Origin of the sequence: Streptomyces galbus (genome assembly GCF_005280195.1) — a bacterium.
GTDB lineage: Bacteria > Actinomycetota > Actinomycetes > Streptomycetales > Streptomycetaceae > Streptomyces > Streptomyces galbus.
Map to the genome: position 1 here is coordinate 56883 of NZ_SZPR01000035.1, position 26781 is coordinate 83663.

Genomic DNA, 26781 nt, shown 5'->3' on the forward strand with positions numbered 1-26781 from the left:
CCCCCAGGATTGTCATGACCAGCGCAACGTTGCTGACGCAGGATCACCACTGGCCCGCTCCCCCGTCAAGAGCCGCGCCGCAGTTGGGTGTTACGAGGGGTTACAGCCCGGTCGGCGCCTCACGCGCCCAGCGCCGGACCACCGGCACGCACCGCTCGGCGAACCGCTCGTAGTCGTCCGGGGTGTTGTAGACGTGCGCGGACAGCCGCAGGTAGCCGACGCCCGCGAAGCTGGTGAACGCGGCCTCCGCGCCCAGCTCGGCGGTCGCCCGGTCGCGCAGCGCGTCGGCCTCGACGCGGGTGGCGGCCAGTCCCTCCGGGAGCCGGACGAGCCGCATGCCGGGCACGGGCATCCCGACGTCGACGGCCTCGGCGCCGGTTCCCTCGAAGGCCGCCGCCACCACCCGCGCGCCGTACTCGGCCAGTTCGTCCAAGTAGCGCCGGGCGGTGTCCCATCTCCAGGTGCGCTCCACGAAGTCCAGGGCCGCCGGCGCGGCGAGGCAGCCGGTGGCGTCCAGGGTGCCCTGGTGGTCGAAGCGGTCCGGGTAGGGCTCGGCCGCGCCCCAGGAGTCGATCAGCGGGTACAGCTCCTCGCGCAGCGGGCCGCGCGCGACGAGGGCCGCCGTGCCGCGCGGCGCGCAGCCCCACTTGTGCAGGTTGCCCACCCAGGCGTCGCAGACCAGCCCGTCCAACGGCGCGGCGAGCAGTCCGGGCGCGTGGGCCCCGTCGACCAGGAACGGCACGCCGAGCCGAGCCGCCTCCGCGCCCACCGCCTCGACCGGCAGGCGGCGCGCGGTCGCCGAGGTGATCTGGTCGAGCACGACGAGCGCGACCCCTTCGTCCACCTCTGCCAGCACCGCCTCCGCCGCCTGGCGGGCATCGGCGTCCAGAGGTACGTGGGCCGTGCGCACCCGGCCGCCCCACCGCCGGGCCAGCCGCTCCGCGCCCATCGTGACGGCGCCGTAGCCGTGGTCGGTGACCACCACGTCGCCGCCGGGGCGCGCGGCCAGGGCGGCGTGGACGACGCTCGCCCCGGCGCTGGCGTTGGGCACCAGGGCCAGGTCCCCGGCGTCGGTCCGCAGGAAGTCGGCGATCCGGGCCCGCGTGGCGGCGATCCGGCCGGGCAGGGCCGGGAACCACGCGACCGGGGCGCGCTCCATCTCGGCCCGCAGTTCGTTCTGGCGCTCCTGCGCCACCCGGGGCACGGCACCGAAGGAGCCGTGGTTCAGGTGCAGCATCCCGGGGTCGAGGGTCCACGCCCGGGCGGCCGGGGTGCCGTCGTCCAGCGACAACGGACGGGGGGCGGCGACGACGTCGGCCTGGCTCACGTCACTCCTCACGCGCCCGAGGGGAAACTGGCGGGCACCGGTGGAAGGGGGTCGCGGTCACGATACCCACGGTGGGTGGGGGTCGGGAGGCGCGGGGCGGGGGCGACAGCCGGTGCGGGTTCCGACGCGCGCGTGGAGCGACATGACCGGCAGCGGCGGAGCCGGGGGCTCACGTGACACGTGACCGGCGGCGGGGCCGGGGACGGCTCACTGCGCGGACGGGCGAGGGGTTCGGCGTGGGCCGCGCGACCCTGGGGGGGCGCACGGCGCCGGGGCGTGAACCCTGGATGCGCCCCGGTCCCGACCGGGACAATGCCGGTCACCGGTGATCACGGGGTCGCGGGGGCGCGCCGTGCCGCCGTAGGCCCCGGGAAGGCAGGTCTGCCGCTGTGTTGTTGCGTCTGCCCACGTCCCTGTCCGAAGCGCGGGAGTGCGTCGCCGAGGGAGCCGTCCCGATCGGCGGGGCCACCCTCGTGTGGGCCACCTTCCAGCGCGACGGCTTCCCCGAGCAGGCCGTGTCGCTGCGGCACCTGCCGGAGGCCACGGCGATCGAGCCCGACGCGCTGGGGTCGGCCGTACGACTGCACCAGATCGACGACCGGGTGCCCGAGGTGCTGCGCGCCGCGGCGGCCACCGTGGGCACGGGGGCCGTACGCCGGACGGCGACCGTCGGCGGGAACCTCGTCGGCAGCACCCTGCGCTGCCTGCTGCCCGCGGCCCTCGTCCTGGACGCCCGTGCCACCCTGCTGGAGCAGGCGGGCGTCTACGAGACCGACCTGGCCGAGGTGGTGGAGAAGCGTCAGCTCCTGCTGAGCATCCGCTGGCGCGTGCCCCTCGTCAGCGGGTACCACAAGGCGCCCGCAGCGGCGGGCGGGCCACCGCCCCTGGTGGTCGCGAGCGCGGTGCACGCCGAGGGCGGCGGACCGCACCTGCGCGTCGCCGTCCGCGACGGCTACGACGTGCTGCGCGCGACCGTGCCCTGCGGCACCGGCGCGGACGCGGTCCTCGACGCGCTGGAACACTCCGACCTCGCCGCCCTGCCCGCCGGCGCCCGGGACGCGGTCCGTGCCCACGTCAGCGACGTCCTGGCCCGCGTCGGCGACCGCTGAGGGGCAACGGACGCACCGTGGGCGGCCGGTGGGGAGTGGACCGCCGGACGCGGGTTACCCGCAGGGCATGGCTCGCTTCCCCAGGCTTGGACACAGAGACACGCACGAGACGCCCGATCCCACGGCCGGGCCCCGAGCTGCCGCGGAACGGGAGTCCCCGCAGCGCTCCCGGAACGAGGAGCAGCGCGACGGCGCCACCGACGACGAGCGCTACGGGCCCGACGAGGAGGTGGAGCAGGCCGCGCCGGACAGCCCCGCCGCCCTGCCCCGCCACTCCTGGGGCCGAGTCCTCAAGGGCACGCTGCGGGAGTTCAAGGACGACGAACTGACCGACCGCGCCGCCTCGTTGACCTACTACGGCGTGCTGTCGCTGTTCCCGGCGCTGCTGGTGCTCGTGTCGGTGCTCGGCATCACGGGCAAGTCGGCCACCGACAAGGTGCTGGACAACCTCCGCCAGCTCACGCCGGGTTCCGCCCGGGACATCGTCACCCGTGCCGTGGAGCAGTTGCAGGGCAACGCGGGGACCGGCTCCGTCATGGCGATCGTCGGCCTGGTGCTGGCGGTGTGGTCGGCGTCCGGCTACGTCGCCGCGTTCATCCGCTGCGCCAACGCCGTCTACGACATGCCCGAGGGACGGCCGGTGTGGAAGATCCTGCCGATCCGGGTGGCCCTGACGGTGGTCCTGATGGTGCTGGCGGTGGTCAGTGCGCTGATCGTGGTGTTCACGGGCGGCATCGCCCACCAGGCCGGCACCGCGCTCGGCATCGGCGACACGGCGCTCACCGTGTGGTCGATCGCCAAGTGGCCCGTGCTGGTCGTCCTGGTCACCGCCATGATCGCGATCCTGTACTGGGCGAGCCCGAACGCCAAGGTCAAGGGCTTCAAGTGGATCACCCCGGGCAGCTTCCTGGCGTTGCTGGTGTGGTTGATCGCCTCGGCCGGGTTCGCGTTCTACGTCGCCAACTTCGCCTCGTACAACAAGACCTACGGCACGATGGCCGGCGTCATCGTCTTCCTGGTCTGGCTGTGGATCAGCAATCTGGCGATCCTGCTGGGCCTGGAGTTCGACGCCGAGACCGCCCGTCAGCGGGCCGTCGCCGGGGGGTTCCCGCCCGACGCGGAGCCGTACACCGAGCCGCGGGACACGCGGACCTGGGACGAGCAGGACCGGCGGCGCCTGGACGAGACGCTCCCCGAGCAGCTGCGCCCGGCGGAGTGATCCGCGCACCGCACCCGGCGGTGCCGTCCGGCGGTCTGATCCGGCGGAAATGACAAAGGCAAGGAGTTCACGGACTCCTTGCCACTCTCAAGTTATAGCGCACAGGGGGGCTTGCGGCAAGGGCCCCGTCATGCCGCAGAATCACCGGCCTGAACCGGGAACTGCGGACATGGCGGGGTTTGTGATGATCGATGTGATGGTGGCCGGTGCCGGACCGACGGGACTGATGCTGGCCGCGGAGCTGCGCCTGCACGGTGTGCGGGTGCTGGTGCTGGAGAAGGAGGCGGAGCCGACCCCGGTGGTCCGCGCGCTGGGGCTGCACGTGCGCAGCATCGAGGTGATGGACCAGCGCGGGCTGCTCGACCGGTTCCTCGCGCACGGCAAGCAGTACCGGGTCGGCGGGTTCGTCGCCGGCATCGACAAGCCCTGGCCGGAGCGGCTGGACACCGCGCACGGGTACGTCCTGGGGATCCCGCAGACCGTCACCGACCGCCTGCTGGCCGAGCACGCCGTCGAGCTGGGCGCGGAGGTCCGGCGCGGGTGCGCGCTGGTCGGGCTGGAGCAGGACGACGAGGGCGTGACCGCCGAGCTGGCGGACGGCTCTCGGCTGCGGGCGCGGTACCTGGTCGGCTGCGACGGCGGGCGCAGCACGGTGCGCAAGCTGATCGGCGTGGACTTCCCCGGGGAGCCCACCCGGGTCGAGACGCTGCTGGGCGAGATGCAGGTGGGGGTGGACCAGGAGACGCTCACCCGCGTGATGACCGAGGTGCGCAAGACCCAGAAGCGCTTCGGCCTCGGGCACCTCGGGGACGGCTTCTACCGGGTCGTGGTGCCCGCCGCGGGGGTGGCCGAGGACCGTACGGTCCCGCCGACCCTGGAGGATTTCCAGCAGCAGTTGCGCGCGGTCGCCGGCACGGACTTCGGGGTGCACTCCCCACGCTGGCTGTCCCGCTTCGGGGACGCCACCCGGCAGGCCGAGCGCTACCGCGTGGGCCGGGTGCTGCTGGCCGGCGACGCCGCCCACATCCACCCGCCGACCGGCGGGCAGGGCCTCAATCTCGGCATCCAGGACGCGTTCAACCTCGGCTGGAAGCTGGCCGCCGAGGTGGCCGGGTGGGCGCCGGAGGGCCTGCTGGACACCTACCAGGACGAACGCCACCCGGTGGCCACCGCGGTGCTGGACCACAGCCGGGCGCAACTGCACCTGATGTCCACCGAGCCGGGTCCCCAGGCCGTGCGCCGGCTGGTGTCCGAGCTGATGGACTTCGAGGAGGTCAACCGCTACCTGATCGCGAAGATCGCGGCCCTCACCATCCGCTACGACTTCGGCGAGGGCCCCGACCTGCTCGGCCGGCGGCTGCGGGACGTCCAGCTCAAGCGGGGCCGCCTGTACGCGCAGATGCACAGCGGGCGCGGCCTGCTCCTCGACCAGACCGGCCGCCTGTCGGTGGACGGCTGGGCCGACCGCGTCGACCAGGTGACCGACGTCAGCGAGGAGTTGGACACCCCGGCGGTGCTCCTCCGCCCGGACGGCTACGTGGCGTGGCTGGGCGAGGACAAGGAGGGCCTGCGGGAGTCCCTGACGCGGTGGTTCGGCGCGCCGACCGGCTGAGCCCGGGCCCCCGGTCGGAGCCGAGCGGGCCCGGACACGGGGGAAATTGCGTTGCGGGCGAGGGGCGTGCGGCCGACCCTGGCCGCATGTCCTACGCCCTGCGCCCCGCCGTCCTCGACGACGCCCCGGCCGTGACCGAGCTGTTGAACGCCGTCGACGTGCTCGAGATCGGGCGGCCGGAGACGGACCTGCACACGGTCGAGGCCGACCTGAAGCATCCCGAGGTCGACCTGGCGCGGGACTCGTGGCTCGCCTTCGACAGGGAACGGCTCGTGGCCTACGGGCTGTTGTGGGACGAGTCGGGTGGCGAGCGCATCGACGTGGACCACTACGTGCTGCCCGGCCACCAGCGGGCCGGGGAACTCGTGCTGGACGCGCTCCACACGCGGGCCCGGGAGAGGGCGCGGGAGAACGGTGCGGGGCGGGCGGTGGTGCACCTGCACCTCAACGTCCGGCCCACGCTCGACGTCCGGCTGCTCCGGGAGCGGGGCTGGGACGTCGTACGGCGGTACCACGTGCTGCGGCGGTCGCTGGACCCCGCCGGGGACCGACCGGTGCCGCTGCCCCCGGGCGTGCGGGTACGGGCCTGCACCGCGCCGGACGACCGGGCGCGCGTGCACGCGCTGTACCAGGCCGCGTTCGCCGAGCACTTCGACTTCCAGCCGCGCGAACTGGCCTCCTGGCTGCACGACATCGACGCGGGCGGGCTCGACTGGTCCCTCGTGTGGATCGTCGCCACCGACGACCTGGGTGACGCGGGCTTCCTGATCGCCCGTGACGACCGTGCCGCGATGGGCTGGATCCGCAGCGTCGGCGTGCTGCGCGAGGCACGGGGGCGCGGCCTCGGAGGGCTGCTGCTGCGCCAGGCGTTCGCCGCGTTCGCCGCGCGGGGGCGGGACACCGTGGGGCTGGGCGTGGACACCGCCAATACCACCGGGGCACCGGCGCTCTACGCCCGCCACGGGATGTCCGTGCACTACGCGGTCGACACGTGGGAGGTCACCCTGCCCTGCCGATCGTGAGGAGGGCGAACAACGATCGGCCGAAGTCGACAAATGTTGACGAACCGTCAGCCGCCTGTCGGCTCCGCCGCGCCCTCCCCCGCCTCGGGGGCACCCCCGTGGGGGAAGGACGCGTCGGCGGGCCGGACGGGCGCGGGCGTCGGTGCGCTGCCCGCGCGCCAGGGTCGCTGACGGAACGTCAGATCCGGCCGTTGGTGAGGCGCGTGAGCGGCCCCTGCGGCTGGTGGCCGGAGCGGCGGCCCAGCGCGTACGACGCGGCGCTCAGCGCGGTGATGCCGGCGCCGACGCCCGCGGCGACCAGCTTGCGGTGGGCGATCACCGTCCAGGCCGTCTTGGCGGTCGCCGCCACGTGCCCGGAGGCGGTGACGACGGCCTTGCGGCCGGTGGCCACGGCGTCGGCGGCCGAGTGGGCGACACCGCTCGTGGCGTCCGCGGCACGCGTCGCGCCGCCCTTGGCCGTTGACGCCGCGTCACCGGCGGCGTCGGTGGTCTTCTTCGCCGTCTGGGCGGCCGGGGCGGTCGCCTTGCCCGCCGTGCGGCGGGCCTTGGACGCCGTCTGCCGGGTGGCGGACTGCTTGCTCGTGTCGTTGTTGGTTTCACTCATGGTAGTCGCATACCCCCGCGAGGCGCGGCAAACGTGGGTCCGTGGGCCGTCCGCGCGGGGATGCGTTCGAGGACGCCGCCCGCGAACTCGTCGTACAGCGGCAGGGTTTCGAGATGGACGTAGCCGATGTGGCAGTCGCACACGGCCAGGGGGCAGGGGCGCGGGCGCAGGGCCGCGCGGTAGGAGCCGTCGTAGAGGTTGCCCAGCTCGTCGCGCACGAAGTGGCAGCGGCGGACCGTGCCCTCGCCGTCCACGGAGACGACCGACTCGCCGGTGCGGCAGGGCAGTCCGGCGCTGGCGTGCGGGTGGCGGCTGTAGGGGAAGAGCGGGTCGAGGGCCGTCCACCGGTCGGCCTCGGCGTCGTCGTAGGTGTGGCCTTCGGCCGCGTTCACCCAGAGGTAGACGTGCGCGGGCAGGTCGGCGCGCAGGCGGCGGGCCGCGTCGAGGTGCTCGGGCAGGCCGACGATGCCCACGCTGTGGCGGATGCCCCGGTCCGCGAGGTCACGGCACTTGGCGACGAAGCGGTCGTAGGGGGTCTGGCCCGGGTGGTAGGTGCACCAGAGGGCCACGGTGTCGGGGTCGGCTTCCGCGAGCCAGTCGGTACGGCAGCTCAGGTTGGTCTGGATGGCGACGCGCCGCACGTGCGGCAGCCGTGACAGGTCGACCAGGGCGCGCCGGTACCAGGAGCGCACCAGGCCCTCGCCCCACGGGGTGAACAGGATCGACAGGCGGTCGCCGGTCTGAGCGGCCGCCCAATCGGTGAAGCGGTCCAGGCAGGCCCGGTCCGCGCGCAACTGCTCGGTGCTGTCGCGCCGCTTGGCGAACGGGCAGTACGGGCAGTCGTAGTCGCACGAGGCCAGCGGCCCGCGGTACAGGAGCGTCAGGTCCATGGGTGGCGCTACTTCCGTTCGTACGCGGCCATCGCGGCCCGTACCGCCGGTGAGAACAGCTCCGGGCCGATCGCGTCGGAGTGGGCGAGTCCCTCGGGGGTGAGCCGCAGCCGCGTGGGGCGCGGGCCACCGTCCGCCAGCCAGCCGCGCTCGGCGAACCGGTCCAGCTCGGGGCCGAAGTGGTCGGCGGGGTCGGCGCCGAAGCGGGCGCGGTAGTCGCCGGTGTCCAGGCCCTCGGCCTGCAGCAGGGACTGCAGCAGGTGGCGGCGGCGCGCCTCGTCCGGGGTCATCCGCCGGCCGTGCTCGGCGCGGGTGAAGTCGGCAGCCGGGCGGGACACGTAGTCGTCGATGATGCCGCGGATCTCGTGCATGCCGACGGCGTAGTCGAACGAGTAGTGCAGCCCGGCCGTGTACGAGCGGGCGCCACAGCCCAGGCCGATCATGCCGTCGGTCTGGCAGGCGTAGTCGTCCGCGCCCTGGGGCGGTGCGTCGGCGCGGCGGAACATGCGCATGGACTGCTGGGTGTAGCCGTGCGCGAGGAGGTGGTCGCGGCCGAGGCGGTACAGGTGCAGCCGCTGCGCGTCCCAGGCCGGGTCGGGTCCGCCGCGGCGGCGGTCGAGGCCGGTGAGGGGACGGACGTAGAGGGGGTAGAGGTACAGCTCCTCCGGGCGCCAGGCCAGGGCCGCGTCCAGTGAGTGCAGCCAGGTGGCGTCCGTCTGGCCGTCGATGCCGTAGATGAGGTCGATGTTCAGTACCGGTATGCGGGCCTCGCGGACGCGGGCGAGGGCCGCCTCGACGTCCGCCCGACGCTGGGGCCGTACGGCGGCGCGTGCCTCGGAGTCGACGAAGCTCTGCACGCCGAGGCTGAGCCGGGTGGCGCCGCGCTCGGCCAGGACGGCGAGGCGGTCGGCGGTGGCCGTGGCGGGCGAGGCCTCCACGGACAGCGGCACGGCCCGCAGGTCGGCGCCCATGCGGTGCTCGGCGATGTCGCACAGCCGGGTCAGCTCCGCGGCGGTCAGGAAGGTGGGCGTGCCCCCGCCGAAGGCGGCCGTCGCGAAGCGGACCCCTCGGCCGCCCGCGCCGTCCTGACCCTGCGCGCCGTCCTCCAGGGCGTCGCGGACGGCGCCCGCCTGGCGGTCCAGCGCGTCCAGGTAGGCGGTGGTCAGGCCGTCCGGGGCGCCGATCCGGGTGAAGAGGTTGCAGAAGCCGCAGCGGACCTCGCAGAACGGGACGTGCAGGTAGAGCGAGAGCGCGTCCTTGGGCTCGTCCGCCCACAGGGTGCGCAGCGCCGGGCGGTCGGACAGCGGGCGGTAGGCGGTCTTGTGCGGGTAGGCGTAGACGTAACTCTGGTAGGGGGACGCCGTGGTGGTCGTCGCCGGGGTCGGGGTCACCGTCGCGGTCATGGGGTGGTCGCCTCCCCGTCGAGGAAGAAGTGGGCGTACGGCACGGTCCAGACCGACGGATGGCCGAGGCGGTGGCCGGTGTAGCCGTCGTCGCCGTAGGCGGTGCCGTGGTCGGAGCAGACGATGGCGAAACAGCGGCGCCTGCTGCTCGCCGCGGCGAACAGGCGGCCGATGTGCCGGTCGACGTACTCCAGCGCGGCGGCGTGCGTGGCGCGGGTGTCGCCGGCCTCGCGGGTGGCGCCGGGCAGGTGGAACCAGTTGGGCTGGTGCAGCGCCGAGACGTTCACGAAGAGGAACAGGCGCCGGTCGGCGGGCAGTCGGCGCACGACGCGCTCGGCACAGGCCACCTGGGCCTCGAAGGAGGTGGGTGAGGCGACGCCGAACTCCGGTTCCCAGTGGGCCTCCTGGAACAGGCCCGGGAGCACCGAGCCGAGCGGGCCCTGCCGGTTGAAGAAGCCCACTCCCCCGACGCAGACCGTGTGGTAGCCGGCCTGGGCGAGACCGCGCACCAGGTCGGGGGTGTCGTACACGTACGTGCCGTGCGCCGTGGTCTCGCTGCCGGCGAAGCGGGCCGCGAACAGGCGCGGGTGCGGGCCGGGGGCCGCCGGGGTGGGCAGGAAGCCGGCGAAGATCGCCTGGTGGGAGGCGTAGGTGAAGCTGCCCGGGGCGTGCCGCTCCTCCCAGCGGCCGCCGGGGAGGTGACGGGCGAGGTTCGGCAGGCGGCCCGCGGCGGCCAGTTCGGCGGCGACGTCGTGGCGCAGGGTGTCGAGGGTGACGAGCAGCAGGTCGTGGCTGCCGACGATCCGGTTCATGTCCGGGTGCGGCGGCGGGGGCGGGACGCTCGGCGGGTGGTGCGGGGACGTCGGGTCAGGCGATCGCATGAGCGGATCCCGTTCTGGTGTCGTGCGGGTGCGGGTGGAGCGGGTGGTGCTTGCCGTGCGGGTCGCCCGGGTCGTCGACGTCCTGCGGGTCCGGCGAGCCGGGTGTACTCCTGGGGCCGTGACGGCGCAGGGCCGCGGCGACCTGGGCCGCGTACGTGTCCCGGCCCTCGGCGCCGCTGCCGGGGAGGCCTGTGAGGCGGGGCAGCAGGTCGCCGAAGGCGTTGACCTCGCCGACGGCGACGCGGCGCCAGCCGACGGCCGGCAGGAGGTCGACGCCGACGCACAGCGTGCGCGGGAAGCAGGCCGCGGCCCGCTCGCACACGGCGAGGACGTCCGTCCAGCGGGCGCCCGCCGACTCCACGGCGGCGCGGGCCTCGTCGAGGTCCCCGCGGCGCCCGCCGAGGTGGAGGTTGGTCAGCGGTGAGGCGCTGGTGCGCACCACCGCGTGCGTCGCCCGGCCGTCGACCACGACGACCCGCAGGTCCGCGGCGCGGCCCCGCTGGGACGCCTTGGGCAGCCAGCGCTCCAGGTGGAGGCCGTCCGGGGCCAGGGCGTCCACGACGGCCGCGATCTGCCGCTCGTCGGTGTAGCGGCGTATCCGCAGCGAGTTGAACAGCCGCCCGTCCGGGGCGAGTTCGACGGAGGTGGTGGCCCGGATGCGGCCGCCGCCCGCCGACTCCACGGCGAGCACCCCGGAGGCGGACGACCCGTGGGCGAGCTTCACGAACAGCCGTGCCATGCGGTGTTCGCGCATCAGCGCCCGTGCGTCGTCCCAGCCGCGCACCGGCGGGGCGCCGGGACCGGAGGTGGGCGAGGCGGGGACGGGCACCCCGGCGGCGGCCAGCACGGCGTGGCAGCGGCGCTTGTCGAAGAGGACCGCGAGGTCGTCCGGGTCGTCCAGGCGCAGGCCGCCGCGCAGCCCGCGCACGGCGGACGTGAAGGCGGTGTACCAGCGGGCCGAGCCCTCGACGCGGGTCGGGTCGTCGGTGCCGCGCAGCAGCCGGTCGACGTGGGCGTCCTCCCCCGGCGAGTCGAGGCGGACGATCTCGTCGGGCGCGAAGTCCGCGCCGCCGTCGCGCAGGACGTCCGCCCACGGGACGAGGCGGGGACCGGGCAGGCCGGCCGCGCGCACCGCGTCGGCGAAGAGCGTGACCCGGCGGTTGTCGGGGTTGCCCACCACCGCGAAGCGTGCCGCGGCCGGCCTGCCGGGGGTCATTCGCCCACGGCGACGTAGCGCCAGACCGTGCCGTCGCCGTCCTGGTCCTCCTCGGCGTCGCCGCGGTCCACGTACAGGTGGACCCCCGCCGGTTCGAGGGTCTGGCTCAGCCGCTCCAGCAGGGGCTCGCCGATGTAGTGGTGGTGCAGGTCGAGCGTCTTCAGGTGGGTGAGGGGCTGGCCGCCGAGCAGCGCGGCGGCACCCTCGTCGGTCAGGACGCCCATGGACAGGTCCAGCGTCTCCAGCCGGGCGACGACGGGCGCGGAGGCCACGGCGGCGGCGACGGCGTCCTGCATCTCGCTGTTGCGCAGGGCCAGGTGGCGCAGGCGGGGCAGGCGGGCGCCGGACAGGATCGGCTCCAGGTCGGACGCCTCGCTGTCGCCGCCGTAGTCCGGGGTGCCGAGCCACAGGTCGAGGTGTTCGAGGGCGGGCAGGTCGCTGGCGCCGACGCCCCGCACGACGTCGGCGGGCAGGCCGCCGGTCTGCATCGTCAGCCTGCGCAGCGCCTCGTGGCGGACCGCCGGGAAGCGCAGTTGCGTGCCGCCGCGCACGCCGAGTTCCTCCAGCGCGGGGAAGGCGGCCAGCAGCGGGGTGACGTCGGTCTGGTGGATCCAGGAGATCTCGCACTCCTCCCCCACCATGTCGCCGACGAACAGCGCGCGCAGGGCGGGCAGCCGGTCCCGCGCCGCGACCAGGGCCTCGACGACGCCGGAGGGTTCGGTGTCGTACGCCTCCTGCCAGGCACCGACGATCAGCGCGCGGACCGCGGTGGTGTCGACCGCGTCGAGGAAGCGGGCGAAGGCGCTCTCCCACTCCTCGTCCGCGTCGTACACGTCGCTGGTGACGCGCCAGGCGACCGAGTCGGGGGCGGGCAGGTCCGCCTTCGCCTCGGGGCCGGGGAAGGTGAACGCGGGCAGCCCGTGGAAGGCGTGCAGGTGGTCACCGATGGTCATGCGGCTGCTCCCGGGAACGGACGGATGCGGTCTGTGTGGTCGCAGTTCTACCAACAGGCACTGACAGCACCCGGGCCGGGGCGGGCTTCGGGGGCGTTGTCAGTGGGGGCCCCTACTGTCGCGGTCGTGAGGGGCGGCGCACGGGGCGCCGCCGGAGGGGAGCACGCATGTACCGGCAGGGAGACGTCCTGCTCGTGTCCGTGGCCGAGGAGGCGGTTCCGCCCCATGCGGTGGGCGCGCCGCGGGAGCCGAGGGACGGCCGGGGCCGGCTGGTGCTGGCGCTGGGCGAGGTGACGGGCCACGCCCACGCGGTGGTCGGCCCGGGCGAACTGGTGCGGGAGCCGGGGCCGTTCGGGCCGATGCTGCTGCACCTGCCCAAGGGCGGTCGGGTGGTGCACGAGGAGCACGCGGCGATCGCCCTGCCGAAGGGCTGGTACCGGGTGATCCGGCAGCGGGAGTACGTGCCGGGGTCCGTGCGGATCGTGGCGGACTGAGGCGGGAGCGGCGGACGGTGACGCGGGTGTCGGTGAACGGCGGGGAGACGGAGGCCGGGGAGACGGTGGCGGCGATGACGGGTGGGCGGACGGCGGCGGGGGCGGAGACGGCGGAGGCGGTGGCGGGCGTGAGCGGTGTCGACGCGGCGCCGGGCAGCGGCCCGGCGGTGGACCTGGACGCGGTCGCGGACTGGCGTGCGTGGGCGGCCTCGACGGCGCCGGCCGATCGGGCCCGGGCCGAGGCCGGGGTCCGGCTGGCGTACCGGCGCGCCGGTCTCGCCGAGCCGGAGCGGGTGGTGTGGGCGGCGTCCCCGCGTGAGGCGGTGACGCTGGTGCGAGCGTTGCGCGACCCGGGCCCGAGTGTGCGTGAGGCGGTGCGCAGCGCCCCGTGGGCACGGGAACGGGCGCGGCTCCACGGCGAGTTGGGTCCGCAGGGCTGGGCAGCGCACTGGTCGGCGACCGGCGGCCGGCTGTGGGACTTCACGCAGGCCCTGGTCGACCGGATCCGCGCGGGCGTGCTGGACGAGCTCGGCGACGGCGCCGAGACCCGCCTGGTGCTGCTGGACGCGGTGCTGGGGCAGCACGACGCGCCGTGGCTCGCGGCGTTCGCCACGCGGGAGGGTCCGCTCGACGGACTGGCCGAGGTGTGCCGCGCGGCGGGATGGTGGTGGCCGTATGCCGAGGTGGCCGTCCTGTGCGAGCGCCCCGTGGCCCTGCACCGGGACGAGGCCGGGCGGCTGGACCGCGGCGACGGGCCGGCGCTGGCCTATCCCGACGGCTTCGCGTTGCACGCCTGGCGCGGCATGCCGGTCCCGGCGGCGTTCCTCGAGGAGCTGCGGACGCTGACGCCGCAGCGCATCCGCGCCGAGGAGAACGCCGAACTGCGCCGGGTGATGCTGGAGTTCTACGGCTACGAGCGCTACCTGGCCGATTCCGGGGCCCGCCCGCTGCACACGGACGAGACGGGCACGCTGTGGCGGATCGACCTGGCCGGGGACGAGCCGGTGGTGATGGTGGAGGTGCTCAACTCCACTCCGGAGCCGGACGGTTCGCGGCGCACGTACTGGCTGCGGGTGCCGCCGGCGACCCGGACCGCCCGGGAGGGCGTGGCCTGGACGTTCGGCCTGGACGCGTCGGTGTACGCGCCGCTGACCCAGACCTGAGCGGGGGCCGGGCCGCCGACGCCCGTGCGGGGGTCGCGCGTTGGGCCGACACCTCCACGTGTTGAACACGGGTGCCGCCGCCGCGCGGGACCCGTGGTCAACGTTTCAAAGATTCCTGCTGCCGACGTCTTGCCGTAACACTCGGGTCATCAGTTAAATCAAGCCGTGAACTAAGCCGTGGGGCCGCCCGATCCGGCTGGTGATCCCCGTTCGTCACGTTTGTCTCACCCCAGTTCGCCGCACTTGTCGCATTCGTCGCATCCGCAGGGACACCGTATGAGACTGAAAAAGAGATCCCTGGTCGTCGCGCTGGCCGCCACGGCAGCGCTGATCTCCCTCCCGACCAGCCACCCCTCGGCCGTGGCCGCCGACGCCCTGCTCTCGCAGGGCCGTACCGCCACGGCCTCCTCCACCGAGAACGCCGGCACGCCCGCCGCCTACGCCGTGGACGGCTCGACCACGACCCGCTGGTCGTCGGCCGCGACCGACAACCAGTGGCTGCAGGTGGACCTGGGCGCGAGCGCCTCGGTCAGCCGGGTCGACCTGAACTGGGAGGCCGCCTACGGCAAGGACTACATCCTCCAGATCTCGGCCGACGGCCAGAACTGGTCCGACCTGAAGTCCGTCACCGGCGGCGACGGCGGCACCGACTCCGTGACCGTCTCCGGGCAGGGCCGCTACGTCCGTATGCAGGGCGTGCACCGCGCCACCCCGTACGGCTACTCCCTCTGGGAGTTCCAGGTGTACGGAGCGTCGGGAGGCGGCTCCACGACGTCCTGCGGCACGGCCAACGCGGCCCAGGGCAAGCCCGCCACCGCGTCCTCGACGGAGAACGCCGGCACCCCCGCCTCCGCCGCCTTCGACGGCAACACCGCTACCCGCTGGTCCAGCCAGCCCACCGACCCGCAGTGGGTGCAGGTGGACCTGGGCTCGGTGCAGGACGTGTGCAAGGTCGACCTGAACTGGGAGGCCGCGTACGCCAAGGACTTCCAGATCCAGGCGTCCGCCGACGGCCAGAGCTGGACCACCCTCAAGAGCGTGACGGGCGCGACCGGCGGCCAGGCTTCCTACGACGTCAGCGGCTCGGGCCGGTACGTGCGGATCAACGGCACCGCGCGGGGCACCGGGTACGGCTACTCCCTGTGGGAGGTCGGCGTGCACACCGGCTCCTCGGGCAACGGCGGCGGCCCGATCCAGGGCGGCGGCGACCTCGGCCCCAACGTCATCGTCGTCGACCCCTCGACGCCCAACCTCCAGCAGAAGTTCGACCAGGTCTTCGCCCAGCAGGAGTCGGCCCAGTTCGGCAGCGGCCGCTACCAGTTCCTGCTGAAGCCGGGCACCTACAACGGCATCAACGCCCAGCTCGGGTTCTACACCTCCATCTCGGGCCTCGGCCTGAACCCGGACGACACGCAGATCAACGGTGACATCACCGTCGACGCCGGTTGGTTCAACGGCAACGCCACCCAGAACTTCTGGCGTTCGGCGGAGAACCTCGCCCTGCGGCCCGTGAGCGGCACCGACCGCTGGGCGGTCGCCCAGGCCGCGCCGTTCCGCCGCATCCACGTCCAGGGCGGCCTCAACCTCGCCCCGAACGGCTACGGCTGGGCCTCCGGCGGCTACATCGCCGACTCCAAGATCGACGGCACCGTCGGACCGTACTCGCAGCAGCAGTGGTACACCCGCGACAGCTCGGTCGGCGGCTGGACCAACGGCGTGTGGAACATGACCTTCACCGGTGTGCAGGGCGCCCCGGCGACGAACTTCGACAGCGGCCCGTACACCACGCTGGACACCACCCCCGTCTCGCGCGAGAAGCCGTTCCTGTACCTGGACGGCAGCGAGTACAAGGTGTTCGTGCCCGCCAAGCGCACCAACGCGCGCGGTGTGTCCTGGCCCGCCAACAGCGGCGGCACGTCGCTGCCGCTCAGCCAGTTCTACGTCGTCAAGCCCGGCGCGACGGCGAGCACCATCAACGCGGCACTCGCCCAGGGCCTGAACCTGCTGTTCACCCCCGGCGTGTACCACCTGGACCGGGCCATCGAGGTCACCCGCGCCAACACCGTGGTCCTGGGCCTCGGCCTGGCCACGCTGGTGCCGGACGGCGGCGTGGACGCGATGCACGTGGCGGACGTGGACGGCGTGCGCCTGGCCGGCTTCCTGATCGACGCGGGCACGGTCAACTCCGACACCCTGCTGCGGATCGGCCCGGCCGACGCGAGCGCCGACCACGCGGCCAACCCGACCACCATGCAGGACGTGTTCGTGCGCGTCGGCGGCGCGGGCGCCGGCAAGGCCACCAACTCGGTCGTGGTCAACAGCGACGACGTGATCATCGACCACACCTGGCTGTGGCGCGCGGACCACGGCGACGGCGTCGGCTGGGACACCAACCGAGCCGACTACGGCCTGCGGGTCAACGGCGACGACGTGCTCGCGACCGGCCTGTTCGTCGAGCACTTCAACAAGTACGACGTGTACTGGGCCGGTGAGCGCGGCCGGACGATCTTCTTCCAGAACGAGAAGGCGTACGACGCGCCCAACGCCGCCGCCATCACCCACGACGGCATCGTCGGCTACGCCGCCTACAAGGTGGCCGACACCGTCAACACGCACGAGGCGTGGGGGCTCGGCAGCTACTGCAACTACACGAGCGATCCGTCGATCGTCCAGCACCACGGCTTCCAGGTGCCGGTGAAGTCCGGCATCAAGATGCACGACCTGCTGGTGATCTCGCTCGGCGGCAAGGGCCAGTACGCGCACGTGATCAACGACACGGGCGCACCCACCTCGGGCACGGACACCGTGCCGTCGAAGGTGACGTCCTTCCCGTAGGCCCCGGTCCCCGACCGGGTGGGGGCGCGGGCTTCGGCCCGCGCCCCCTTCGCCTGTCCGGCCGCCGAACGGCCGCTTCGGTCAGGCCAGTTCGACGAGCAGGTCGCCGCCCTCCACCTGCTGGATGCGGGTGATGGCCAGGCGGCCGACCCGGCCCGCCCTCGGGGCGGTGATGGCGGCCTCCATCTTCATCGCCTCGATGGTGGCGATGGTCGCGCCGGCCTCCACCTCGTCGCCCTCGGCGACCGAGAGGGTCACCACGCCGGCGAACGGCGCCGCCACGTGGCCGGGGTCGGCGCGGTCGGCCTTCTCGGTGGCGGGCACGTCGGAGGCGGCGGCCCGGTCGCGCACCTGGATGGGCCGCAACTGCCCGTTGAGGGTGGCCATCACGGTGCGCATGCCGCGTTCGTCGGCCTCGCCCACGGCCTGCAGCTCGATCAGCAGCCGCACGCCGGGCTCCAGGTCGACGGCGTACTCCTTGGCGGGGCGCAGGCCGTAGAAGAAAGCCTTGCTGTCCAGCACGCCGGTGTCGCCGTAGGTGTGGCGGTGCGTCTCGAACTCCCGTGTCGGGGCGGGGAACAGCAGCCGGTTGAGGGTGGCCCGGCGGTCCTTCTCCAAGCCCTGGCGGTCCTGTGCGCCCAGCTCCTGGACGGGCTTGGCCGCGGGGCGGCCCTGCAGCGCGCGGGTGCGGAACGGCTCGGGCCAGCCGCCGGGCGGGGTGCCGAGTTCGCCGCGCAGGAAGCCGATGACCGAGTCAGGGATGTCGAACCGCTCGGGGGTCGCCTCGAAGTCCTCGGGGCTGACGCCCGCGCCCACCAGGTGCAGGGCCAGGTCGCCGACGACCTTCGAGGACGGGGTGACCTTCACCAGCCGGCCGAGGATGCGGTCGGCGGCGGCGTACATGGTCTCGATGTCCTCGAAGCGGTCGCCGAGGCCGAGCGCGACCGCCTGGGTGCGCAGGTTGGAGAGCTGACCGCCGGGGATCTCGTGGTGGTAGACGCGGCCGGTGGGCGAGGCGAGGCCCGCCTCGAAGGGGGCGTAGATCTTGCGGACGCTCTCCCAGTACGGCTCCAGGTCGCCGACGGCGCGCAGGTCCAGGCCGGTGGGGCGGGGCGAGTGGTCGGTTGCGGCGACGATCGCCGACAGCGACGGCTGGGAGGTGGTGCCGGCCATGGAGGCCACCGCGCCGTCCACGGCGTCGGCGCCTGCCTCGATGGCGGCCAGGTAGGTGGCGAGCTGGCCGCCCGCGGTGTCGTGGGTGTGCAGGTGCACCGGCAGGTCGAACTCGCGGCGCAGCGCGGAGACGAGGGTCGCGGCGGCCGGGGCGCGCAGCAGGCCCGCCATGTCCTTGACGGCCAGGACGTGGGCGCCGGCCTCGACGATCCGCTCGGCGAGGCGCAGGTAGTAGTCGAGGGTGTAGAGCCGCTCCCCCGGGTCGGACAGGTCGGCGGTGTAGCACAGGGCGACCTCGGCGACGGCGGTGCCGGTGGCGCGGACGGCGTCGATGGCGGGGCGCATCTGGTCGACGTCGTTGAGGGCGTCGAAGATGCGGAAGATGTCGATGCCGGTGGCGGCGGCCTCCTGCACGAAGGCGTCGGTCACCTCGGTCGGGTACGGGGTGTAGCCGACGGTGTTGCGGCCGCGCAGCAGCATCTGCAGGCAGAGGTTGGGCACCGCCTCGCGCAGGGCGGCCAGGCGCTCCCAGGGGTCCTCGGCGAGGAACCGCAGGGCGACGTCGTAGGTGGCGCCGCCCCAGCACTCCAGGGACAGCAGTCCGGGCAGCGTGCGGGCGACGACGGGGGCCACCGCGAGGAGGTCCTTGGTGCGCACGCGGGTGGCGAGCAGGGACTGGTGGGCGTCGCGGAAGGTGGTGTCGGTGACGCCGATGGTGGGCGACTCGCGCAGCCGGCGGGCGAAGCCCTCGGGGCCGAGGTCGACCAGGCGCTGCCGGGACCCGGCGGGCGGCTCGCCCTCGGGCAGCGCGGGCAGCTTGACCAGCGGGTCGAGCAGGTCGGGGCGTTCGCCGTGCGGCTTGTTGACGGTGACGTCGGCCAGGTAGGTGAGCAGCTTGGTGCCGCGGTCGGCGGAGGAGCGGGCGGTGAGCAGGTGCGGGCGCTGCTCGATGAAGGAGGTCGTGACCCGTCCAGCCCGGAAGTCGGGGTCGTCCAGGACCGCCTGGAGGAACGGGATGTTGGTGGCGACGCCGCGGATGCGGAACTCGGCCACGGCGCGCCGGGCGCGGCCGATCGCGGCCTGGAAGTCGCGGCCCCGGCAGGTGAGTTTGACCAGCATCGAGTCGAAGTGGGCGCTGATCTCCGTGCCGGCGTGGGTGGTTCCGCCGTCGAGGCGGATGCCCGAGCCGCCCGGGGAGCGGTAGGCGCTGATGCGGCCGGTGTCGGGGCGGAAGCCGTTGGCGGGGTCCTCGGTGGTGATGCGGCACTGCAGGGCCGCGCCGCGCAGGGTGACGGTGTCCTGGGACAGGCCGAGGTCGGCGAGGGTCTCACCGGAGGCGATGCGGAGCTGGGCCTGGACCAGGTCGACGTCGGTGACCTCCTCGGTGACCGTGTGCTCGACCTGGATGCGGGGGTTCATCTCGATGAAGACGTGGTTGCCGTCGCGGTCGAGGAGGAACTCCACGGTGCCGGCGTTGCGGTAGCCGATCTCGCGGGCGAAGCGCACGGCGTCGGCGCAGATCCGGTCGCGCAGCGCCGGGTCCAGGTCGGGGGCGGGCGCCAGTTCGATGACCTTCTGGTGGCGGCGCTGGAGGGAGCAGTCGCGTTCGTAGAGGTGGATGACGTTCCCCTCGCCGTCGGCGAGGATCTGGACCTCGATGTGGCGGGGTTCGACGACGGCCTTCTCCAGGAAGACGGTGGGGTCGCCGAAGGCGGAGGCCGCCTCGCGGGCCGCGGCCTCGATGGACTCGCGCAGCTGCTCGGGCCGGTCGACGCGGCGCATGCCGCGCCCGCCGCCGCCCGCGACCGCCTTGACGAAGACGGGGAAGCCGACGTCGTCCGCGGCCCGCACCAGTTCCTCGACGTCGGTGGAGGGCTGCGAGGAGCCGAGCACGGGCACGCCGGCCGCGCGGGCGGCGGCCACGGCGCGGGCCTTGTTGCCGGTGAGTTCCAGGGTGTCGGCGTCGGGGCCGACGAAGGTGATGCCCGCCTCGGCGCAGGCGCGGGCCAGTTCCGGGTTCTCGGACAGGAACCCGTAGCCCGGGTAGACGGCGTCCGCGCCCGCGCGGCGCGCGGCTCCGACGATCTCCTCGACGGAGAGGTAGGCGCGCACCGGGTGTCCGGGCTCGCCGATCTCGTAGGCCTCGTCGGCCTTGAGCCGGTGCAGCGAGTTGCGGTCCTCGTGGGGGAAGACCGCGACGGTGCGCGCTCCCAGCTCGTAGCCGGCGCGGAACGCCCGGATCGCGATCTCGCCTCGGTTGGCGACCAGCACCTTGCGGAACATGCGGATCCCTTCAGCCTGCCGGTGACGGGACCATCGTGTCGGTGTCGCCCGGTCGGTGCCATGTGAGCCGGGCCACTCACCGCGCCGGGTCCCTCGTCCGCGGGTACGGCCGTGCGCGGCGCGGTGTTCACGCACGGTTACATTACCGAACCGTAACCTACCGACCAGTACCGCCGGTAACCCCGGTCCCGTTACCGTCCTGACACTCCGTCCAAGAACGGTGCGCGGCACGGGCCGGGACGCCCGCTGCCGCGCGCCGTCGCCGGCCCCGCCCCACGGGACCGGCGAACGACCCCGCCCCACCGGGTCGTTGTGTCACCGAGCCGCAGACGCTGGCTCGGCCTCCCCACGTTCCGGAGGTCCCGCCATGCCCACCCCTGCCCGCATCCTGGCCGCGGCCGTCACCACCGCCGCCTGCCTGGGCGCCACCGCCCTCCCCGCCGCCGCGGGCCAGAACGGCGCCGTCGTCTCACGCGGTGTCACCATCCCGGCCTTCTACACCCCGCCGGACACCCTGCCCTCGGCCGACGGCGCGCTGGTGCGCAGCGAGCCCCTGCACCTGGCGCTGAGCCTGCCGGGCCTGGACGGCCCCCTCCCGGGCACGGCGACCCGGCTGATGTACAAGTCCACCGACTCCAACGGCGCGCCCGTCGCCGTCACCGGCGCCTACGTGGAGCCGTCCGCCGCCTGGCGCGGCGGAGGCCCGCGCCCGCTCGTCGTGCTCGCCCCCGGGACCATGGGCCAGGGCGACCAGTGCGCCGCCTCCCTGGGCCTGGAACACCCGCTGGTCATCGGCGCGGGAACTCTCTCCGTCGGCTACGAGGACCTGGCCGCCTACCGCCTCCTCGCGCGCGGCATCGCGGTCGTCGTCACCGACTACGCGGGCCTCGGCACCACGGACCGGCTGCACACCTACGTCAACCGGGTCGACGAGGCGCACGCCGTCCTCGACGCCGCCCGCGCGGCCCGCGCCCTGCCGGGAAGCTCCGTCAGCGCCGCCTCCCGGGTGGCCCTGTACGGCTACAGCCAGGGCGGCGGGGCCACCGCGGCCGCCGCCGAGCTCCAGCCGTCCTACGCCCCCGACGTGCGCCTGGCCGGCACCTACGCCGGCGCTCCCCCGGCCGACCTGGTGGAGGTCACCAAGGCCATCGACGGCAGCGACCTGGCCGGCGCCCTGGGCTGGTCGGTCAACGGCTTCCTGCAGTCCGACCCGGAGCTCAGGCCCATCGCCGAGTCCCACCTCAACGCGACCGGGAAGGCGGCGCTGAAGGACCTGTCCACCCTGTGCGTGGGCGACGCCCTGCTCGCCTACAACTCCGCGCGCAGCACCGCCTGGACCACCGACGGGCGGTCCCTGAGCGAGATCATCGCCGCCGAGCCGAGGCTGAAGGCGTTCCTCGCCGACCAGCGCATCGGCGCCCTCAAGCCGGCCTCACCCGTGCGGGTGGCCACCGGCACCGCCGACGACCTGGTCCCGCACCGGCAGGCCCGCGACCTGGCCGTCGCCTGGTGCGCCAAGGGCGCCGACGTGACGTACAAGCCGGTGGTGCTGCCGGACCTGGGCCGGTCGATCATCAACCACGTCACGCCGCTGCTCACCGACCAGGGGGCCGCCATCTCCTGGCTCACCGACCGCCTCGAGGGCGAGCGGGCCGGCTCGAACTGCGCGTCGCTGCCGCTGCGGCCCTGAGGGACGCATGCCGTGACGTGCGGCGGGGCCGCCGGGTGAGGTGTCCCGGCGGCCCCGCCCCCGCGTCGGAGGGTCAGCCGATGTGGTAGCTGTCGCCGTAGACCTTCCAGTCCAGCGGCGGGTTCAGGTCCAGGTTGCCGTTGCGCAGGAAGACCCGCTGCGCCGTGTCGACGCGGCTGGTGTCGCTGTGCGCCTCCTCCTGCTTCATCGCCCACACCCGGGCGTCGAGGAAGGCGTTGAGGTACGTCGTCTCGTTGCCGCCCTGCGCCGGCGGCTTGGCGCTGCGCAGCGCCCGCTTGCGGATGTTGCGGAAGCTGGTCGGGTCGTCGCCGTCGCCGTGCATGACGATCGCGTCGTAGTAGGCGAACTGGCCGAGCGCGCGCAGCCCGTCGGTCTTGCCCTGGCGGACGGCCGGGTTGAAGTAGACGCGGTCGCGCTCGTCGTTCTGCGCCTGCTGGAACGCGGTGTCCTGGGCGGCCCTGCGCCAGTCGCGCGGGAAGTTCGGGTCCAGACCGGAGTGGGAGTCGGTGCCGTTGACCCGGCGCAGCGCGGGCAGGTAGCCCGCGAGGACGTTGCCGGGCTTGCGGTCGGTGTAGAGCTGCACCAGGTCGAGCATGTCGCCGGTGCCGGAACAGAAGCCGATGATCCCGGCGGTGTAGCCGCGGCCGTCGCCGATGTCCTCGATGTACTGGTACTGCGCCTTCCAGTCGAGCGAGGAGTTCTCCGCACTCGACACGAGCTTCATGGCGATCTCCTTCTTCGCCGGGTCGTCGAGGCCGACCGCGGCGAGCGGCCGGGTCGCCGCCTCGCCCGGTGAGGCGAGCAGCGGGGTCGCGGCCAGGGCGCCCATGAGGGCGATGACCGTGCGACGGGAGGTGCCGGCGGGTCCTGCTGTGTCGTCGGGTGTGCGCACCACGGGTTCTCCAGGGGTGGTGGGGGGTTGGAGGGGGTGGAGCCACGTCAGCGCCGGACGGCGCCGCACCGGAGGACCGGCGGCGGAACCGCGCCGAACTGACAGGAAGGTTTCCTATCAGACTGACGTGTACACGCGGCACCCCCTCACGCACAGGTTCGTACGATCGGACAAGCCGGGGAGCGGTCGAGCCGGGCGGCCGTGCGGACCCGTCAGGGCGCGCCCGGCGTGTCCTCCACCCAGTCGAAGCGGTGGGCGTCGGCCGGGCGCCGCCGGTACACGGCACGTCCGCCCGGTCCGTAGCGGCCTATCTCCGTCGTCAGCGCGACCTCGCGGGGCGCGTCGTCGGGGCGGCCGGTGACGTCGAGCAGCAGGCCGTCCAGCGGGCCGCCGACGAGTTCGGCGTAGACGCGGCCGGGGCGGGGGCTCGCGTCGTCGTGGTCGGCGCCGTACACACGGCCGCGCATGAACTCCGTCTCGTCCATGACCAGCAGCCTCGCACGCGCCACTGACAACGGCCCGGCCGGCGACCCCGGCGGACGGCCCAGGCGGACGGCCCCGACGTGGGCCCGCCGTGGGCCGGCTCACTTCGGCCAACCCTTGGCCTGATTGCGCCGGCCCGGGGCGCCGCGTCGTGCCGGTGGGTATCTCGTCCTCACACGAGGGCGTGTCCGGGGGCGGGGGGCGACGCCGATGGCGGGGTGCGACGGACGGGGACCGGAGGGCGGACCGACGCGTGCGGCGGGGCGGGACGGGCCCCGGCTGCGGCAGGTGCTGCCCGCGCTGACCGGCCTGGTGGCCGCCGTGTGCGCCGGGACGGCGGGTCTCGCGCTGGTCTGGCGCGCGGTCGGCCCGCCCGCGGCGGTGTCCGTCCTCGCCGCGGTCACGGTGACGGCCGTCGTGGCGGGCCGCCGTTTCCGCACGCGCGTGCGGCGCAGCGCGGGCTACTACACCGCGCGCGAGCTGGCCGAACTGGACGTGCCCGCGCTGGTCGTGGCGGTGGCCCGGATGCTGCGCCCGGACGGCTGGCGGGTGCTGCCGCCGTCGGAGCACACCGTGCCGCACCTCGCCGCCCGCGACCGGCGCGGCCGGCTGCTCGACGTGGTGTTCCGCCCGGTCGCCGAGCCCCTGCCCGACGAGGAGACGTCCTGCGCCTGCCGCGCGCGGCTCTCGGCCCGGCGGCGGACCGGGCCGTGGCTGCGGCTCGTCGTCCACCGCGGCACGTTCTCCCACCGGGACGTCGTGTGGGCCTCGCGGCAGGGCCACACCTACCTCGTCGACGGGGCCCGATTACGGCTGTGGGCGGGCGGGACGCCCCTGACGCAGGTGACGGGACCGGAGCGCACCCCCGCGGGCGAGGGCTGAGCCCCCGCTCCCCCGTCCGGACACCCCCTAGGCTGGGCTCGTGATTCGGGTCGAAGTCGTGGAGCTGCTGGTCTCGCCGGCGCACCGGTACGCCGGGCGTCCGGCCGACGGGCCCTCGGCCGGGCCGGACGACGAGCGCGTGCGGTCGGTGGAGGTGCGGCGCCGGCTCGGGCTGGTCGGCGACCGCTACTACGCGCGGCCCGCGCACCGCGACGCGTCGGTGACCCTCATGGCCGAGGAGAACCTGCCGCGCCACATCGCCCCCACGGCGGACCTGCGGCACACCCGCCGCAACGTCCTGCTGCGGAGCGTGGACATCGACGCGCTGGTCGGCGCCACCGTCGAACTCGACTGCGGCCGGGGCCCGGTGCGGTTCGCCGTGAACCGCCCGGCCCGCCCCTGCGCCTGGATGGACACCACGATCGGACCCGGCGCCCAGCGCGCCCTGCGCGGCAAGGGCGGAGTGCGCTGCACCCCGCTGTCGGACGGCATCCTCACGGTGGGCGAGGCGACCTTCCGCGTCGTACCCGCCGACGACGACGGCCCGGCCGGCGACTGACCGCGGGGTCAGCCGTCCGCCGGGCCGTGGCCGCGTGCGGGGCGCGGGGTCAGCGCTCCTCGAAGTCCTCGGGCTCGACCCCCGCCTCCTGGAGCGCCTCACGCATCGTGCGGCCCGAGGCGCCCTCGGCCGGCGAGCCCTGCTCCTCGGTCTCCTCGGCCGACGTCAGCACCTCGTCGGTCGACTCGGTCTTGGGCCGGTTCTCCTCGGGGACGGTCATCTCGGCACTCCTTCGGGACGTGGTGGGACGTGGTGTCCCGTGCGCCCCGCGAGTACCGCGTGAGCCGCTGGTCACACGTGTTGATCCGCGGCCCGCCGACGGCCCGGCTCAGCCCGCCGGGAACGACGCCGACGCCGCCCCGGCCGCCGAGCCGGCCCCCTCCTGCGGACGCAGGTGGTACACGTGGAAGGCCCGCCCGATCACCGGCTGGGCCACGTTGCGCACCTTCACCCCGCCGGTGGTCATGCCGTGTTCGGTGCCCGCGTGGGCGTGGCCGTGCACGGCGAGGTCGGCGCCGGCCGTGTCGATCGCCTCCGCCAGCAGGTAGCTGCCGAGGAAGGGGTAGATCTCCAGCGGTTCACCGGCGAGGGTGTCCGGCACGGGCGAGAAGTGGGTGAGCGCCACGCGGACGTCGCAGTCCTGCCCGGCCAGCTCCTGCAGCGCTTCCCGCAGGCCGTCGGCGCGGCGCCGGGAGTAGGCCACGAACTCCTTCATCACCGGCTCGCCGAACTCACCGGCGCAGCGGCCCACGAAGCCCCCGCCGAAGCCCTTGGTCCCGGCCACCCCGACCTTGGTGTCCCCGCAGGTCAGCACCACGCTCTCGCCCTCCAGGACGTGGGCGCCCGCCTCCCGCAGGATCGCGGTGACCTCGTCGGGGTGGTCGTCGTGGTGGTCGTGGTTGCCGAGCACGGCGACGACCGGGACACCCAGGTCCTTGATCTCCGCGGCGACCACCTCGGCCTCCTCCGGCGTACCGTGCCGGGTCAGGTCACCGGCCAGCAGCAGCAGGTCGGCGCAGTCGGGCAGCGTCTCGAACGACGGCCGCAGCGTGCCCCTGCTGTCGGGGCCCAGGTGGATGTCACCGACGGCAGCGACGCGGATCACGAGACCTCCTCGGCGTGGTCGGGGGCGGAGGCGTCAGCGACGAGGATGTCGCAGTGCACCGGTACGTCCGCGAGTTCGCCGCGGACCAGGCCGCACACGTCGTCGCGGCAGCGCGCGGAGGGCACCGTGCCCTCGACGAGGACGGCTCCGCCGCGTACCTCGAGCCGCACGCCCAGCTCGCCGAGCGGGCCGCCGGCGAGGGTCTCGCCGAGCCGCGCGACCCGGTAGTCGAGCGGTTCGGCGGGTGCGTCGTGGGCGCTCATCGGGACTCCCTCCGCGCGTCGATGATGTCGAGCCGTTCGAGCAGGAACAGGAACGCGTCCGCCATCGGCTCCTGCCCGCACCGCTCCCGTACGTCGTCCCAGTCGACCTTCTCGCGCAGCACCCGGGCGACCGGGAGCACCGCGCCGAAGTCGCAGTGGTGCTCGCCGAACGCGGCGAGCAGGCTCCACATCAGGTCGGTCGGCGCCAGCACCGGCATCCGCACCGAGTCCACCGGGAGCTCGTGCGCCCGGGCGAGCAGGTCGGGGGTGACCGGGCGGTGCGCCAGCTCGAAGATGATGTCGACGTCCTGGCCGAAGCAGGTGGTCTTCACCAGCCAGTCCTCCGGGGGTTCGCGCACCACCAGGCCCGCCTCGCGCAGCGTCTGCGCGACCGCGTCGGCGTCCTCGCGCAGGACGCAGAAGTCGGCGTCGTGCTGGAGCCTGCGCTGGCCGCCCAGGGCGTGCACGGCCACGCTGCCGGCCAGGGCGAACCGGTGTCCGCCGCGCTTGAGGAGGCTGCCGATCTGCTTGGCCGCCTCCAGGATGGCCTGGGTGCGGTCGGGCGGCAGCTCCTGCGGCGTGGGTCCGGGGCCGGTGGGCGGCACCGGTTCCGGATCGTCCGTGGCCAGGCGCAGTCCCGGTGCCGTAGATCCCCGGGGCAGTTCCGCCCCCTCAGCGCGCTGCGCCATGACCCCTCCGCTT

General features: G+C 74.3%; 24 protein-coding genes. 10 read left to right on the forward strand and 14 right to left on the reverse strand.

The annotated features are described in order from the left end of the window. Positions 1-100 precede the first annotated feature (100 nt). Positions 101-1327, reverse strand: coding sequence for an aminotransferase class V-fold PLP-dependent enzyme (locus E4U92_RS33015; protein WP_137304114.1), 1227 nt, complete (start codon positions 1325-1327; stop codon positions 101-103). A gap of 389 nt (positions 1328-1716) precedes the next feature. On the opposite strand from E4U92_RS33015, the gene E4U92_RS33020 reads away from it, so the two are divergent. The 4 genes from E4U92_RS33020 (at position 1717) to E4U92_RS33035 (ending at position 6289) form a co-directional block, all read left to right on the forward strand. Further along, entirely contained in the window at positions 1717-2436 is a 720-nt protein-coding gene (locus E4U92_RS33020) for an FAD binding domain-containing protein (protein WP_137304115.1), read from the forward strand. Between the two features lie 67 nt (positions 2437-2503). Further along, positions 2504-3655 carry a YihY/virulence factor BrkB family protein gene (locus E4U92_RS33025; RefSeq protein ID WP_137304116.1) on the forward strand — a complete coding sequence of 384 codons (1152 nt, stop codon included), beginning with the start codon at positions 2504-2506 and terminating at the stop codon, positions 3653-3655. Between the two features lie 184 nt (positions 3656-3839). Further along, a complete protein-coding gene (rox, locus tag E4U92_RS33030; protein ID WP_137304178.1) occupies positions 3840-5267 on the forward strand; it encodes a rifampin monooxygenase in 1428 nt (475 codons plus the stop codon). Positions 5268-5353: 86 nt separating this feature from the next. Continuing rightward, positions 5354-6289, forward strand: a complete 936-nt coding sequence (locus E4U92_RS33035; RefSeq protein ID WP_137304117.1) for a GNAT family N-acetyltransferase — start codon at positions 5354-5356, stop codon at positions 6287-6289. Between the two features lie 178 nt (positions 6290-6467). Here E4U92_RS33035 and E4U92_RS33040 read toward each other — a convergent pair whose 3' ends face one another. Genes E4U92_RS33040 through E4U92_RS33065 form a run of 6 tightly spaced genes read right to left on the reverse strand, consistent with a single transcriptional unit; the run spans position 6468 to position 12236 of the window. Further along, positions 6468-6893: a hypothetical protein gene (locus E4U92_RS33040; protein WP_137304118.1), complete on the reverse strand. Its 426-nt coding sequence runs from the start codon at positions 6891-6893 to the stop codon at positions 6468-6470. Next, positions 6890-7783 carry an STM4011 family radical SAM protein gene (locus E4U92_RS33045; RefSeq protein ID WP_137304119.1) on the reverse strand — a complete coding sequence of 298 codons (894 nt, stop codon included), beginning with the start codon at positions 7781-7783 and terminating at the stop codon, positions 6890-6892. Before E4U92_RS33045 ends, E4U92_RS33040 begins: the two co-directional genes overlap by 4 nt. 8 nt (positions 7784-7791) lie before the next feature. Beyond that, the gene (locus E4U92_RS33050) at positions 7792-9186 is read right to left on the reverse strand and encodes an STM4012 family radical SAM protein (RefSeq protein WP_137304120.1); all 1395 of its coding nucleotides are present in this window, start codon (positions 9184-9186) and stop codon (positions 7792-7794) included. Next, positions 9183-9998, reverse strand: coding sequence for an STM4013/SEN3800 family hydrolase (locus E4U92_RS33055; RefSeq protein ID WP_137304179.1), 816 nt, complete (start codon positions 9996-9998; stop codon positions 9183-9185). Before E4U92_RS33055 ends, E4U92_RS33050 begins: the two co-directional genes overlap by 4 nt. Before the next feature lie 55 nt (positions 9999-10053). Beyond that, complete coding sequence (locus E4U92_RS33060; RefSeq protein ID WP_137304121.1) at positions 10054-11283, reverse strand: STM4014 family protein; 1230 nt, start codon at positions 11281-11283, stop codon at positions 10054-10056. Next, positions 11280-12236, reverse strand: a complete 957-nt coding sequence (locus E4U92_RS33065) for an STM4015 family protein (protein WP_137304122.1) — start codon at positions 12234-12236, stop codon at positions 11280-11282. Before E4U92_RS33065 ends, E4U92_RS33060 begins: the two co-directional genes overlap by 4 nt. Positions 12237-12403: 167 nt before the next feature. Here E4U92_RS33065 and E4U92_RS33070 point away from each other — a divergent pair, with 167 nt between their 5' ends. From E4U92_RS33070 to E4U92_RS33080, 3 genes are all read left to right on the forward strand, one after another. Next, entirely contained in the window at positions 12404-12730 is a 327-nt protein-coding gene (locus tag E4U92_RS33070; protein WP_137304123.1) for a hypothetical protein, read from the forward strand. 26 nt (positions 12731-12756) lie between these two features. Continuing rightward, a complete protein-coding gene (locus E4U92_RS33075) occupies positions 12757-13893 on the forward strand; it encodes a DUF6745 domain-containing protein (protein WP_229862897.1) in 1137 nt (378 codons plus the stop codon). Between the two features lie 276 nt (positions 13894-14169). After that, the gene (locus tag E4U92_RS33080) at positions 14170-16728 is read left to right on the forward strand and encodes a discoidin domain-containing protein (RefSeq protein WP_373311589.1); all 2559 of its coding nucleotides are present in this window, start codon (positions 14170-14172) and stop codon (positions 16726-16728) included. A gap of 81 nt (positions 16729-16809) precedes the next feature. On the opposite strand, the gene E4U92_RS33085 is transcribed toward E4U92_RS33080, so the two are convergent. Beyond that, positions 16810-20184 (reverse strand): pyruvate carboxylase, encoded by a 3375-nt coding sequence (locus E4U92_RS33085; protein ID WP_137304124.1) that lies wholly within the window; start codon positions 20182-20184, stop codon positions 16810-16812. A gap of 367 nt (positions 20185-20551) precedes the next feature. Between E4U92_RS33085 and E4U92_RS33090 the strand changes: the two genes are divergently transcribed. Then, positions 20552-21874: a lipase family protein gene (locus tag E4U92_RS33090; RefSeq protein WP_137304125.1), complete on the forward strand. Its 1323-nt coding sequence runs from the start codon at positions 20552-20554 to the stop codon at positions 21872-21874. Positions 21875-21947: 73 nt separating this feature from the next. Here E4U92_RS33090 and E4U92_RS33095 read toward each other — a convergent pair whose 3' ends face one another. Next, positions 21948-22724 carry a chitosanase gene (locus E4U92_RS33095; protein ID WP_137304182.1) on the reverse strand — a complete coding sequence of 259 codons (777 nt, stop codon included), beginning with the start codon at positions 22722-22724 and terminating at the stop codon, positions 21948-21950. 275 nt (positions 22725-22999) lie between these two features. Continuing rightward, the gene (locus E4U92_RS33100; protein WP_137304126.1) at positions 23000-23272 is read right to left on the reverse strand and encodes a hypothetical protein; all 273 of its coding nucleotides are present in this window, start codon (positions 23270-23272) and stop codon (positions 23000-23002) included. A 208-nt stretch (positions 23273-23480) separates the two neighbouring features. Here E4U92_RS33100 and E4U92_RS33105 point away from each other — a divergent pair, with 208 nt between their 5' ends. Both E4U92_RS33105 and E4U92_RS33110 read left to right on the forward strand, forming a co-directional pair. Next, positions 23481-24152, forward strand: coding sequence for a hypothetical protein (locus E4U92_RS33105; protein ID WP_137304127.1), 672 nt, complete (start codon positions 23481-23483; stop codon positions 24150-24152). A 40-nt stretch (positions 24153-24192) separates the two neighbouring features. Beyond that, positions 24193-24711, forward strand: a complete 519-nt coding sequence (locus E4U92_RS33110) for a molybdenum cofactor biosysynthesis protein (protein ID WP_137304128.1) — start codon at positions 24193-24195, stop codon at positions 24709-24711. A gap of 49 nt (positions 24712-24760) precedes the next feature. On the opposite strand, the gene E4U92_RS36110 is transcribed toward E4U92_RS33110, so the two are convergent. From E4U92_RS36110 to E4U92_RS33125, 4 genes are all read right to left on the reverse strand, one after another. Beyond that, a complete protein-coding gene (locus E4U92_RS36110; RefSeq protein ID WP_168725248.1) occupies positions 24761-24931 on the reverse strand; it encodes a hypothetical protein in 171 nt (56 codons plus the stop codon). A gap of 108 nt (positions 24932-25039) precedes the next feature. Then, positions 25040-25816 (reverse strand): metallophosphoesterase family protein, encoded by a 777-nt coding sequence (locus tag E4U92_RS33115; RefSeq protein WP_137304129.1) that lies wholly within the window; start codon positions 25814-25816, stop codon positions 25040-25042. Beyond that, positions 25813-26079 (reverse strand): hypothetical protein, encoded by a 267-nt coding sequence (locus E4U92_RS33120; RefSeq protein WP_137304130.1) that lies wholly within the window; start codon positions 26077-26079, stop codon positions 25813-25815. The genes E4U92_RS33115 and E4U92_RS33120 overlap by 4 nt, the downstream gene beginning before the upstream one ends. Further along, the gene (locus E4U92_RS33125) at positions 26076-26768 is read right to left on the reverse strand and encodes a nucleotidyltransferase family protein (RefSeq protein WP_137304131.1); all 693 of its coding nucleotides are present in this window, start codon (positions 26766-26768) and stop codon (positions 26076-26078) included. The genes E4U92_RS33120 and E4U92_RS33125 overlap by 4 nt, the downstream gene beginning before the upstream one ends. Between the last annotated feature and the right edge of the window lie 13 nt (positions 26769-26781).